The organism is Streptomyces sp. NPDC039462, from assembly GCF_055639375.1.
The window spans coordinates 661,421-674,080 of sequence record NZ_JBVKAO010000002.1 but is presented as its reverse complement, the minus strand read 5'-3'; the positions used below and the strand labels follow the sequence as shown (position 1 = coordinate 674,080).

Genomic DNA, 12,660 nt, shown 5'->3' with positions numbered 1-12,660 from the left:
TCATGGGGCGCCCCGATACAGGCATGCCCTGCTAGAGGCGTGCCCTCGTCGCCTCCACCAGGCGTACGACCGACTCGTCGGCGACATCCGCCACCTCGTCGTACGCGAACCAGCGCAGGTCCAGTGACTCGTCGCTGATCGCCTCCACGGCGTCCTCAGGGGCCAGAGCCGCGTACTGCACGTCGAGGTGCTGGGTGCACGGCCCGGGGATCGGGTGGCGGTCCAGGCGCACCGGGCCGCCCGCCAGCAGCGTCAGGCCCGGCACGCCGGACTCCTCCGTCGCCTCGCGCAGCGCGGCCGCGGCCAGCGTCGGGTCGCCCGGCTCGCAGTGGCCGCCCATCTGGAGCCACATCCGCAGCTTCTTGTGCAGGGTGAGCAGCACGCGCCCGCGCGAGGGGTCGACGACCAGGGCGCTGGCCGTCACGTGCCCGTCCGTGCAGGACTTCCACATGCCGTCGGCGGGGTGCGCGGCGAGGTGGTCCAGGTAGTACTGGCGCAGCTCGTCCTGGTCCTCGTAGCCCTTCAGTACGAGGACCGTGTCGTCGTGCAGGCTCACTTGCCGTCGTCGTCCTTGGAGTCGTCGCCCTCGTCCTTCGTGAGGTCGGGCTTGGCGGAGCCGCCGCCCGCCGCCTCGCCGAGCATCTTGTCCAGCTCGGAGAAGTCCATCTGCTCGCGGTGCACGAAGCCGTCCGGGTCGTCCAGGTCGGAGGCCGTCGGCAGCATGTCCGGGTGCTCCCACAGGCCGTCGCGGCCGTCGACACCGCGCGCGTCCGTGAGCGAGGCCCACAGGCGCGAGGCGTCCCGCAGCCGGCGCGGGCGCAGCTCGAGGCCGATCAGCGTGGCGAACGTCTGCTCCGCGGGGCCGCCCGTCGCACGGCGGCGGCGCAGCGTCTCCCGGAGGGCGTCGGCGGACGACAGGCGGGGCTTCGCGGCGGCGTGGACCACCGCGTCCACCCAGCCCTCCACGAGCGCGAGAGCCGTCTCCAGGCGGGCCAGGGCGGCCTTCTGGGCCGGGGTGTCCTCCGGCTGGAACATGCCCTGCTGGAGAGCCTCCTGCAGCTGTTCCGGATTCTGCGGGTCGAGCTGGCCGACGACGTCCTCCAGCTTGGCCGTGTCGACCTTGATCCCGCGGGCGTAACCCTCGACGGCGCCGAAGAGGTGCGAGCGCAGCCACGGGACGTGGGCGAAGAGCCGCTGGTGGGCGGCCTCGCGCAGCGCCAGATAGAGCCGCACCTCGTTCTTGTCGATGCCCAGGTCCTTGCCGAAGGCCTCGATGTTCACCGGGAGGAGCGCGGCCTTGCCGGACGGGCCGAGGGGGAGGCCGATGTCGGTGGAGCCGACGACCTCGCCCGCGAGCACGCCCACGGCCTGGCCGATCTGCTGGCCGAACATGGCGCCGCCCATGGAGCGCATCATGCCGATCAGCGGGCCCGCCATGGCCTGCATCTCCTCGGGCAGCACGTCGCCCATGGCCAGGCCGACGCGCTCGGCGACGGGGTCGACGAGCTCCTTCCACACCGGCAGGGTCGCCTCGACCCACTCGGCGCGGCTCCACGCGACGGCCGTGCCCGACCCGGACGGCAGCGACGTCGCGTCGTCCAGCCACAGGTCGGCCAGGCGCACGGCCTCCTCGACGGCGGAGCGCTCGGCGGGGCCGACGCTGGCGTCCTTGGTGCCGTCCGCCGTGCCCTGGGACACGGTCTGGCGGGCGATGTCCTTGGCCATGTCCCAGTTCACCGGGCCGCCCTCGTACGAGAGCATCTGGCCGAGCTGCTGGAACGCGGCGCCCAGGTCGTTCGGATTCATGGAACCGAACATCGCGGCGAACGGGTTGTCACCGCCGCCGGCTCCGGGGAACCCCCCGAAACCGAACGGGTTCGCGGGGCCACCGGCGCCCTGCCCGCCCTGACCCCCGCTCTGTCCCTCTCCAGGGGATCCCTTCTTCTTGCCCTCGTCGCCGTCTTCCGGCTCCTCCGGCGGAAGGCCGAATCCGAATGGGGTGTCACTCACGGGATTCCTCGGCTCGTCAGGCCGCCGGTATCGTTCCGGCGGCGGCTGCCCTACAACACCACCCAGCGTAGACACCGTGACGGGTTCGGGCCTCGGTGCTTCGCCGACTCACGGCCTGCGGCAGGATGGATGCCACCTGGTACGTACGCGTCATACGCGTACGTACTGAAGACAACCGCTGGAGACGCCCGGTGAGTTCCCCAGATCCACAGGTTCGCGCAGCGCGAAACCCCTCAACCCCGGCGCCCGTCCGAGGGCCGGTAGTCGCCGTGACCGGCGCCGCCTCCGGAGTGGGTGCGCTCCTGACCGAGCGCCTCGCCGCATCGGAGGCGATCAAGCAGGTCATCGCCATCGACGAGCGCCGGGGCGACTGCACGCAGGCGCAGTGGCACATCCTGGACGTGCGGGATCCGGCCATCGCCGAGAAGCTGCGCGGCGCGGACGTCGTGGTGCACCTGGCGCTCGATCTCGACCTGGAGACCGACGCCGCGGCCCGCACCGCGTACAACGTGCGCGGCACCCAGACCGTGCTGACCGCGGCCGCGGCGGCCGGCGTGCACCGTGTCGTGCTCTGCACGTCGGCGATGGTCTACGGAGCGCTGCCCGACAACGAACTGCCCCTCTCCGAAGACGCCGAACTGCGCGCCACCGCGGAGGCCACCGGTGTCGGTGACCTCCTGGAGGTCGAGCGTCTCGCCCGCAGGGCGCCCCGCGCGCACCCCGGCCTCAACGTCACCGTCGTGCGGCCCGCGATCCTGGTCGGCGGCACGGACACGGCCCTCACGCGCTACTTCGAGTCGCCCCGGCTCCTGGTCGTGGCGGGCTCGCGCCCCGCCTGGCAGTTCTGCCACGTCGAGGACCTGTGCAGCGCTCTGGAGTACGCCGTCCTGGAGAAGGTCGACGGCGAGCTGGCCGTCGGCTGCGACGGCTGGCTGGAGCAGGAGGAGGTCGAGGAGCTCAGCGGGATCCGGCGCATGGAGCTGCCGTCGACGGTCGCGCTCGGCGCCGCCGCCCGGCTGCACCGCATCGGCCTCACCCCATCCCCGGCCGGTGACCTCGCGTACACGATGTACCCGTGGGTGGTCAGCGTCAGCGGACTGCACGACGCCGGGTGGCGGCCGCAGTGGACCAACGAGGAAGTCCTCGCGGAGCTGCTCGAAGAGGTCGCGGGGCGGCGCACCGTGGCCGGTCGGCGGCTCGGGCGCAAGGACGCCACGGCCGCGGGCGCGGCGGGTGCGACGGTCGCGCTGCTGGGCGCCGCTGCGGTGGTGCGCAGGGCGCGGAAGGCGCGGCGGAGGATCTGAGACACGCCGGGCCGCCGTCCGCGGGCAGCTCCCGTGGGGAGGCGCCGAGCGGGCGGCCCCTGTAGGGAACTCCAAGGCGACACGCGCGCGTGCCGGGCGAAAGGTCTATTCCGTGATGCCCGTGCCGTGCGGCACCATGGCCGCATGGCACGCACCACGATGGACCACCCCGGCGAGCAGGCCGCGCAGGACCCGATCCGCCTCCTGGCGATCCGCGACACCCCGCTCTCCCTGGACGAGGTCTTCCAGGCCGTCGGCGACGACGCGGCGGGCGGCACGGCGCTCTTCGTGGGGACCGTGCGCAACCACGACGGCGGCGCGGACGTCGAGGAGCTGGGGTACTCGACCCACCCCACCGCCGAGGCCGAGATGCGCCGGGTGGCCGAGAAGGTCGTCGCCGAGTTCCCGGTGCGCGCCCTTGCCGCGGTGCACCGCGTCGGGGACCTCGCCGTCGGCGACCTCGCGGTGGTCGTGGCCGTGTCCTGCCCGCACCGTGCCGAAGCCTTCGACGCCTGCCGCAAGCTGATCGACGACCTCAAGCACGAGGTGCCGATCTGGAAGCACCAGCGTTTCTCCGACGGCAAGGAAGAGTGGGTCGGCGCGTGTTGAGCCGGCCGGCGCCGGTGGCTCCGACCGCGTGACCGGCGCTCCGGTTGCGTAACCCGACCCCTGCCGTGAGCGTTGACCATGCGGATGGTTAATCTGCTGATCAGTCAGTTGCGGTGGCTCACGGGTTCGGGAGGTCGGCATGGCATCACTTGCCTGGTTGCTCATTCCGCTCCTGGCGGCCGTCGGCGCGGGTCTGTGGGGCAGCTGGGCGACCCGCAACCGCAAGTCCGGCCGCACGGGTGACGCCAACGAGCTCAACGGCTACGCGGCCTTCCGCGAGGCGATGGAGAAGTCCCGCACCGGGAGCTGAAAGCCCCGTACGGACCGGCCCCGGGGGTGCCCTCACAGGCAGGTCCCGTACTGTCGTTCCATGCCACGCCGCACTGCGACGATGCTCGCCTCCACCTTGATGCTGATCGCGCTGCTCTGCGCCGGAGTACTCATCAAAGTGCCGTACTCGGAGATGTCCCCCGGGCCCACGGTGAACACCCTCGGCGACCACGACGGCGAACCGGTGCTGCAGATCTCCGGTCACAAGACCTATCCCACGACCGGCAACCTCAACATGACGACGGTCAGGGTCACCAGCGCCGACTACGACATGAACCTCGCGGAGGCCGTCTACGGCTGGCTGGCACACGACAACATCGTGGTGCCGCACGACACGCTCTACCCGGACGGCAAGACCGAGCAGCAGTCCTCCCAGGAGAACGCCGAGGAGTTCAGCCAGTCCCAGGAGAGCGCCAAGGTCGCGGCGCTCAGGCAGCTGAACATTCCGGTGAAGTCCCAGGTGATCGTCTCCACCGTCTTCAAGGGCGACCCGGCGGAGGGCAAGCTGCACGCGGGCGACGTCATCCGCAAGGTGGACGGCAAGCCCGTCAAGGAGATGACGGACGTCGCGAAGCTCGTCACCGATCACAAGCCCGGTGACACGGTCACCTTCACCGTCGTCCCGGTCAAGGCCGCGGCCGCCGCCGAGAAGGCGGGCAAGGCGCCGACCGAGACCGAGGAAGTCAAGATCAAAACGAAGGGCGCGGAGGACGACGCGGACCGCGCGGTCGTCGGTATCAAGGCGGGCACCGACCACACCTTCCCGTTCACGATCGACATCAAGCTGGCCGACGTGGGCGGGCCGAGCGCCGGCCTGATGTTCGCCCTCGGCATCGTCGACAAGCTGACCCCGGACGACCTCACCGGCGGCAAGTTCGTGGCCGGCACCGGCACCATCGTGGCCGACGGCAAGGTCGGCCCGATCGGCGGCATCGAGATGAAGACCGTCGGCGCGCGCGACAAGGGTGCCGAGTACTTCCTCACGCCGAAGGGCAACTGCGCGGCCGCCGCCGAGGACGTCCCCGACGGCCTCACGCTCGTCAAGGTGGACACCATCGCCGACGCCGTGAAGTCCCTGGAGAAGATCCGCAAGGGAAACACCGCCGACCTGCCGAAGTGCACCAAGGGCTGACCGGCCGGACCGGGCTCCGACACAGCTGTGCGCGGGTGGGGCGCCCCACCCGCGCACAGAACGGAATCTGACGTACCGCTACGCGAACGTCGCCGCGAGCGCCTCGGCCAGGCCGGGCACCAGATCCGAGCCGGTGAGGACCTCGGTCGGCGAGTCCTTCTCGCGCAGCCGCAGCGCGGACTCGCGCGCACCGTCACGGAGCACCGCGACCGTCATCCGGACCTCCTGGCGGTCCGGATGCTCGGCCACCCACTTCGCGAGCTGCGCCTCACCGAGACCGTCCGGGACGGACGCCTCGGCGGACGGCGGCAGCATCAGGCGCTCCACGGTGAGGGCGCAGCCCGCCACCGCGTCCGGCCAGGCGATGGTGCCGAGGAATTCGTCCAGCGGCTTGTCCGCGGGAATCTCCTCCTGCTCGATGGGGGTCAGGCCGGCGTGCTCCACGCCGTCGTCGAGGCCGAGCTGGGAGGCGAGGCCGGGTTCTTGGGTACGCAGTCGCGCGGTGTCGACCAGCGCGAAGAGGCGGGCGGGCCGGTCCCAGCCGAGGCCGGATACGTACTCGTCGATCTCGAGTACCGCCCGGGTGAGGGGGCTCGCTGCCATGGGAGTGTTGGACATGGTCACAATCCTGCCTCGTTAGTCCCGAGAAACGGGAACCGAGTAAAGCGTAGGTAAGTTGCATAGGTGTGGCTCCACGATCTCCGGGGCCTGATGGACCAACAGCGAATCAACAGCGAACTTCGAGGTGCGCACCTTGGCTTTCCAGATGCCGGACCGCGGCGGAGGCCCGACGGGGCCACGGATCAGAGTGGGCCGACCCTCCCGGCGTGTCCGGACCCTGCTCATGACACTGGGGGTGCTGGCCGTACTGGCCATGGCCTTCGTCATGTTCTCGGGGTTCTGGACGGACTGGTTGTGGTACCGCTCGGTCAACTACTCATCGGTCTTCACGACGACCCTGTGGACCAAGATCGGCCTGTTCTTCGTCTTCGGCCTCCTCATGGCGGCCGCAGTCGGCGTGAACATCTGGCTGGCGCACCGGCTGCGCCCGCCACTGAGTGCCATGTCGATGGAGCAGCAGAGCCTCGACCGGTACCGCATGGGCATCGCCCCGTACAAGAAGTGGCTGCTCATCGGGGTCACCGCCCTGGTGGGGCTGATCGCGGGCGCGTCCGCCGCGGGTCAGTGGCGCACCTGGCTCCTGTGGGTCAACGGCGTGTCCTTCGGTCAGAAGGACCCGCAGTTCCACATGGACGTGGCGTTCTTCGCCTTCGACCTGCCCTGGTACCGCTTCCTGCTGGGCTTCGGCTTCGCGGCCACGGTGCTCTCCCTGGTCGCCGCCGCCCTGACGCACTACCTGTACGGCGGGCTGCGGATCACCAGCCCCGGCGCGCGCGCCACCGCCGCGGCCACCGGTCACCTCTCGGTGCTGCTCGGCGTCTTCGTGTCGCTCAAGGCCATCGCGTACTGGCTCGACCGGTACGGCCTCGCGGTGAAGTCCAGTGACTTCAAGGCGACGGACAACTGGACCGGCCTGAAGTACGTCGACGCGAACGCGTACCTGCCGGCGAAGACGATCCTGTTCTGCATCGCCGTCATCTGCGCCATCCTCTTCTTCGCCACGCTGTGGCGGCGCACCTGGCAGCTGCCGGTCATCGGCTTCGGCCTGATGGTGCTCTCGGCAATCCTCATCGGCGGGCTCTACCCCGCGATCGTCCAGAAGTTCCAGGTCCAGCCGAACGAGCAGGCCAAGGAAGCGCCGTACATCGAGAAGAACATCGAGGCCACCCGCCACGCCTACGGCATCAGCGGGGTGAAGCCCGAGGACTACAAGGGCGCGGGCAAGGTCGACGAGGACCCCAAGAAGAAGCGCGAGGACGCGGACACGGCGGCCAACTACCGGCTGAACGACCCGAACATCGTCTCGCCGACCTTCCAGCAGCTGGAGCAGGAGCGCAGCTACTACCAGTTCCCGAAGACGCTGGACGTGGACCGCTACAACGGCCAGGACACCATCATCGGCCTGCGCGAGCTGAACGTGAACAAGCTCGACAAGCGGAACTGGATCAACGACCACTTCGCCTACACCCACGGCTACGGAGTGGTCGCCGCCAAGGGCACGGAGACCAAGCCCGGCTCCAAGGGCGCCCCGGCGTTCACCGAGGCGGGCCTGCCCACCACCGGCAACCTCGGTGAGTACGAGCAGCGGATCTACTACGGCGAGAAGACGTCCCAGTACTCGATCGTGGGCGGGCCCCAGAAGGAGCTCGACTACGAAGAGGACGGCGGCGGTCAGAAGACCTACAGCTACAAGGGCGACAGCGGGGTCAACCTCTCCAACCCGATCAACCGCGCCGCGTACGCGGTGTCCTTCGGAGAGCCGCAGATCCTGTACTCCGGAGCCATCGGCGAGGGATCGCGGATCCTCTACAACCGCACTCCGAAGGAGCGCGTGGAGGCCGTGGCCCCATGGCTGACCATCGACGGCGACGTCTACCCGACGGTCGTGGACGGCCGCATCCAGTGGGTCGTCGACGCCTACACGACCAGCAACGGCTATCCGTACGCCTCGCGGACGACGCTCGGTGACACCACCGCAGACTCCCTGTCGCAGGCCGACAGCCAGCGCACGGTGATCGCCCAGCAGAACCAGGTCAACTACATCCGGAACTCGGTGAAGGCCACCGTCGACGCGTACACCGGCGACGTCAAGCTCTACACCTGGGACGAAGAGGACCCGGTCCTGAAGACCTGGAAGAAGGCGTTCCCGGGCACCGTCAAGGACAAGAGCGAGATCCCGCCGAAGCTGATGGACCACCTGCGCTACCCGCAGGACATGTTCAAGGTCCAGCGCGAGCTGCTCACGAAGTACCACGTCACGGACCCCGGCCAGTTCTACAACGCGAGTGACGCCTGGCAGGTCCCGAACGACCCGACGAAGAAGGACGACAGTGCGGTCCCGCCGTACTACCTTTCCCTGAAGTCGCCGGGCCAGACACAGCAGCAGTTCTCCCTGACGACGACGTTCACCCCGAGCGAGCGGCCCAACCTACGGGCCTTCATGACGGTCGACGCCGATGCCAGGAGCGAGAACTACGGCAAGATGCAGCTGCTCAGAGTCCGGGGCGACGTCGACGGCCCCGAACAGGTGCAGAACAAGCTGAACTCCATGACGGAAGTCGGCAACTTCGTCCGTGACATGAAGGGCGCCGACTCCGACGTCCTCTACGGCAATCTGCTGACCGTGCCACTGGACGACGGCTTCTTGTACGTCGAGCCCGTCTACGTGCAGGGACGGAAGTCGGCGTATCCCCTCTTGAAGAAGGTCGCTGTGTCGTACGGCACGGAGACCGCCTTCGCGGACACCCTGAGTGAGGGCCTGAACCAGGTCTTCAGTACGGAAGGGACCACCAAGCCGCCGGCCGACGATCCGGGCGAGGACGAGCCGACCAAGCCGCCGAAGACGAACGATCCGACGGTCCAGGACGCGCTCGACGACGCCCAGAAGGCCTTCGAGGACGGCGAGGCGGCCATGAAGGAGAACGACTGGAAGGCGTACGGCGAGGCGCAGGAGCGGCTCCAGGAGGCTCTGGAGCGGGCCGAGGAGGCGTCGGCGAAGGCCAAGGAGAAGGACGACAAGGCCGCCGACAAGAACGCCGACAAGGGCGCTGACCAGGCCGCCGACAAGAACGCCGACAAGCCGGAGCCCGACAAGACCGAGTAGTGGGTGGTCAAGCTGCCCTCTCGCGCCGTGGTACGGTTTCAACACAACGGCGCGGGGTGGAGCAGCTCGGTAGCTCGCTGGGCTCATAACCCAGAGGTCGCAGGTTCAAATCCTGTCCCCGCTACTGCAAGGTGAAGGCCCGGATCCTTACGGATCCGGGCCTTCGTCGTGTGTGCCGGGTGTCGGTGCTCGTCGTGTGCGGGTGTCCTATGCCAAGACATGCGAACGGTGCTCGGTAGGGGGAGAGTTGGGAGATCTGTGTTTGACTTATCTCTCTGTGGGCATGTCGACAAAACGCTGAAGTGACCTCACTGGCTGCGGTATACCAGGTGTACCCAGGTTGCAGGTGGTGCGACGATGGACGTTATGGGGGACAAGGCAACTCTGTTGGAGACAGGGCGGTTTGTGCAGCCGGCCGACCGGGAGGATCCCGGGGCGGCCGCGGAGGAGATGCGCCACCGGCTGGCCGCCGAGGCCGGCGACGTGGACGCGATGAGCGTTCTCGGAAGCCTTCTGCTGCGCCGCGGTGATCTCGACGGCGCCGAATCTCTGCTGCGCGCGGCGACCGCCGAGGGCGACCGCGCCGCCGCCAACAACCTCGGAGTCCTCCTCCACCAGCGCGGATACGCGGACGAGGCGGCCGGCTGGTGGCGGGTCGCCGCCGTCGCGGGATCCGCCGCGGCCGCGCACGCGCTCGGCCGCCACCACCGCGAGCGCGGCGACGAGCCCGCCGCCGAGTACTGGCTGCGCCAGTCCGCCGAGCAGGGCCACACCCTCGGGGCGTACGCGCTCGCGGACCTCCTGGAGCACCGCGGTGACGTCGGCGCCGAGCGCTGGCTGCGGGTCGCCGCCGAGCGCGGCCACCGTGAGGCCGCGTACCGCCTGGCCCGCGCGCTCGACCGGCGGGCCGGCACGGAGGGCGCCGAGCAGCCCGCCCGCGCGGGGCGCGCCGACGCCGCCGCGCGTACGCGTACGCCCGCCGACGAGGCCGAGCAGTGGTACCGCCAGGCGGCCGCCCGCGGCCACCGGCGCGCCGCCCTGCACCTCGGCTCCATCCTGGAGCGGCGCGGCGAGCTGAAGGAAGCGGGCCGCTGGTACCTCAACTCCGCCAAGGACGGGGAGGCGAGAGCGGCCTGCGCGCTGGGCTTCCTGCTGCGGGACGCCGGCGACGAGGAGAGCGCCGCCGTGTGGTGGCTCAAGGCCGCCCAGGACGGCGACGGGAACGCCGCGAACGCGCTGGGCGCGCTGCACGCCGAGCGCGGCGAGACACAGACCGCCGAGCGCTGGTACCGCGCCGCCATGGACGCGGGCGATGTGAACGGCGCGTACAACCTCGGGCTGCTCTGCGCCGAGCAGGGCCGCACCGCGCACGCCGACCAGTGGTACCGCCGCGCCGCGTACGCGGGACACCGCGAGGCGGCCAACGCGCTCGCCGTGCTGCTGCTCCAGGGCGGCGACGCGGCCGGGGCCGAGCCGTGGTTCTCCAAGGCCGCGGAGGCGGGCAGCGTCGACGCCGCGTTCAACCTCGGGATCCTGTACGCGAGCCGGGACGACGAGGCCGCCGCCCTGCGGTGGTACGAGCGCGCGGCCGCCGCCGGGCACACCGACGCCGCGCTCCAGGTCGGCACCGCGCGGCTGCGCGAGGGCGACGACCAAGAGGCCGAGCGGCACCTGCGGTGTGCCGCGGGAGGCGGCAGCGCCGAGGCGGCGTACCGGCTCGGGATGCTGCTCGACGCGCGTCGCCCCCCTGCGGGGCCGCCGGCGCTCGGCGAGCCCGCCGCGGAGAAGACCGAGTGCGAGGAGTGGTACGAGAGGGCAGCCCAGCAGGGCCACCGGCGCGCCCAGGTCCGGGTGGGGATGCTCGCCTCGGGCCGTGGCGACGTCGTCGAGGCCGCCAAGTGGTACCGCAAGGCCGCCGAGGCCGGCAGCCGGAACGGCGCGTTCAACCTCGGGCTGCTGCTCGCCCGCGAGGGCAGCGAGCCGGAGGCCGCCCTGTGGTGGACGCGGGCCGCCGACGCGGGCCACGGCCGCGCGGCGCTCCGCCTCGCCCTGCTCTACGCCCGGCGCGGGCAGCTGGCGCAGGGCCAGCGGTGGGCCTCGCGGGCGGTCGACCTCGGCCCCGCGGAGGTCTCCGAGCGGGCGGGCCGCCTGCGCGAGGCGCTGCGCCAGGAGCTCTCCGCGTAGGTCCCACCCCGGGCGGGTCGGAGCGCGGCAGAACAGATTTGCGCTGGTCGTAGCGTTGACGTACTGTTGTGTTTACCGACGCGGGGTGGAGCAGCTCGGTAGCTCGCTGGGCTCATAACCCAGAGGTCGCAGGTTCAAATCCTGTCCCCGCTACTGAAACCGAAGGCCCGGAACCAGATCATGGTTCCGGGCCTTCGGCGTTGTCTGCGCCCGCGCCTCGCGCGGCGCTACTTGTGGCCCACCGCCTCCTCGTACAGCGCGCGGTCCACCACCTTCTCCTCCGGCACCTTGGCCCCCTCCGAGACGCCCGCCGCGCGGTACGCGTCCTGCAGGCGGTCCGTCGTGCCCGCGCGGATCTCCCAGTCCATGCGGAGGGACGGCGTGGCGAGCAGCACCTGCTCGTCCGTCTCCAGGAGCTGTGCGAGCTTCGCAGCGAAGGCCTTGTCGGCCTTGTAGTCACCCGCGAAGTACGTGTTCACCGTGCGGATGTACGCGCGCAGCAGGGCGACGCCCGCGTCCGGGTCCTCCCTGAGGAGGTTCGGGCCGAAGAGGAGGCCGCCCAGCGGCTCGCCCTGGGGCTGGCCGCCCAGGAACGCGTACCCCTTGTCACCGTCGACCTTGCGCCAGACCGGGTCGAGCAGCCAGGCCGAGTCGATGCCGCCGTTCTGGAGGGCGGTGAGGACGTCGGCCGAGTCCAGCTGCTGGAACCGGATCTTGTCGAGGTCGCCGCCGTGCTTTTTCAGGGCCTTGTTCATGGGGTACGCGATGACGGACCCCTTGCCGATCATCGTGCCGAGCCTGCGGCCCGCCATGGGGACCCGGTCCGCGGTCTCGTTCTCCTTCAGCCGTACCCAAAGGCCGCTCTTCGAGCGGGGGTCGGGGGAGAAGTTGCCGGCCGTCCACTTGATGTCGAATCCGCTGGAGACGCCGTTCATCACGGCGGCTTCCGGGGCCGCCCACTGGGCGTCGAGGTCGCCCTTGGCGAGGAGGGGGAGCGCGTCGGGGGTGGGCAGCACCTTCAGTTCGACATTCAGGCCCTCCTTCTTGAACTCGCCCTTTTCCACGGCCATTTGAAGGGGGCCGACGTATTCGGCGCTCAGGGTGCCGGTCGCGATCGTCAGGCGGCGCTCCTCCGCGAGCGGCTCGGGCGCGGGTGTGTTCGGGGCGCAGCGGGCCGGTCTGCGGTCGGGGGACAGGCCGGCGGGGTCGGTCCAGCTGCCCTTGCCGCAGCCGGCCACCGGGGTGACCGTGCGGGGCCCGGTGGGCGCGGCGGTCTCCGGGTCGTCGTCGTTCTCCGCGCAGCCCGCGGCGGCGAGCAGCGAGCCCGCGACGAGCAGCGTGAGCGAGGTGGTGCGGATATGTGTCAT

10 protein-coding genes and 2 tRNA genes are annotated in these 12,660 nt (G+C 70.5%); 8 read left to right on the top strand and 4 right to left on the bottom strand.

Features of this window, described 5'->3' with window-relative positions:
• Nucleotides 1-31: 31 nt before the first annotated feature.
• Entirely contained in the window at nt 32-556 is a 525-nt protein-coding gene (locus ACZ7LU_RS13575; RefSeq protein ID WP_468092239.1) for an NUDIX hydrolase, read from the bottom strand.
• Nucleotides 553-2,010: a zinc-dependent metalloprotease gene (locus ACZ7LU_RS13570; RefSeq protein WP_398300968.1), complete on the bottom strand. Its 1,458-nt coding sequence runs from the start codon at nt 2,008-2,010 to the stop codon at nt 553-555. Before ACZ7LU_RS13570 ends, ACZ7LU_RS13575 begins: the two co-directional genes overlap by 4 nt.
• 191 nt (nt 2,011-2,201) lie before the next feature.
• Here ACZ7LU_RS13570 and ACZ7LU_RS13565 point away from each other — a divergent pair, with 191 nt between their 5' ends.
• The 4 genes from ACZ7LU_RS13565 (at nt 2,202) to ACZ7LU_RS13550 (ending at nt 5,385) form a co-directional block, all read left to right on the top strand.
• Nucleotides 2,202-3,314 carry an SDR family oxidoreductase gene (locus ACZ7LU_RS13565; protein WP_398300969.1) on the top strand — a complete coding sequence of 371 codons (1,113 nt, stop codon included), beginning with the start codon at nt 2,202-2,204 and terminating at the stop codon, nt 3,312-3,314.
• Nucleotides 3,315-3,458: 144 nt separating this feature from the next.
• Entirely contained in the window at nt 3,459-3,923 is a 465-nt protein-coding gene (locus ACZ7LU_RS13560) for a molybdenum cofactor biosynthesis protein MoaE (protein WP_471916762.1), read from the top strand.
• Nucleotides 3,924-4,062: 139 nt separating this feature from the next.
• Nucleotides 4,063-4,233 carry a hypothetical protein gene (locus ACZ7LU_RS13555; protein ID WP_362996369.1) on the top strand — a complete coding sequence of 57 codons (171 nt, stop codon included), beginning with the start codon at nt 4,063-4,065 and terminating at the stop codon, nt 4,231-4,233.
• Between the two features lie 60 nt (nt 4,234-4,293).
• Nucleotides 4,294-5,385, top strand: coding sequence for a PDZ domain-containing protein (locus ACZ7LU_RS13550; RefSeq protein WP_398300973.1), 1,092 nt, complete (start codon nt 4,294-4,296; stop codon nt 5,383-5,385).
• A 78-nt stretch (nt 5,386-5,463) separates the two neighbouring features.
• Here the strand turns inward: ACZ7LU_RS13550 and ACZ7LU_RS13545 are convergent, their stop codons facing one another.
• On the bottom strand, nt 5,464-6,003 hold the full coding sequence (locus ACZ7LU_RS13545) for a PPA1309 family protein (protein WP_362996365.1): 540 nt from the start codon (nt 6,001-6,003) through the stop codon (nt 5,464-5,466).
• A 148-nt stretch (nt 6,004-6,151) separates the two neighbouring features.
• Between ACZ7LU_RS13545 and ACZ7LU_RS13540 the strand changes: the two genes are divergently transcribed.
• From ACZ7LU_RS13540 to ACZ7LU_RS13525, 4 genes are all read left to right on the top strand, one after another.
• Nucleotides 6,152-9,109, top strand: a complete 2,958-nt coding sequence (locus ACZ7LU_RS13540) for a UPF0182 family membrane protein (RefSeq protein WP_471917068.1) — start codon at nt 6,152-6,154, stop codon at nt 9,107-9,109.
• A 50-nt stretch (nt 9,110-9,159) separates the two neighbouring features.
• Nucleotides 9,160-9,233 (top strand) — tRNA-Met (locus ACZ7LU_RS13535).
• A gap of 233 nt (nt 9,234-9,466) precedes the next feature.
• A complete protein-coding gene (locus ACZ7LU_RS13530; RefSeq protein ID WP_468311312.1) occupies nt 9,467-11,293 on the top strand; it encodes a tetratricopeptide repeat protein in 1,827 nt (608 codons plus the stop codon).
• Nucleotides 11,294-11,372: 79 nt separating this feature from the next.
• Nucleotides 11,373-11,446, top strand: a tRNA-Met gene (locus ACZ7LU_RS13525).
• 74 nt (nt 11,447-11,520) lie between these two features.
• On the opposite strand, the gene ACZ7LU_RS13520 is transcribed toward ACZ7LU_RS13525, so the two are convergent.
• Nucleotides 11,521-12,660 (bottom strand): ABC transporter substrate-binding protein, encoded by a 1,140-nt coding sequence (locus tag ACZ7LU_RS13520; RefSeq protein WP_471917067.1) that lies wholly within the window; start codon nt 12,658-12,660, stop codon nt 11,521-11,523.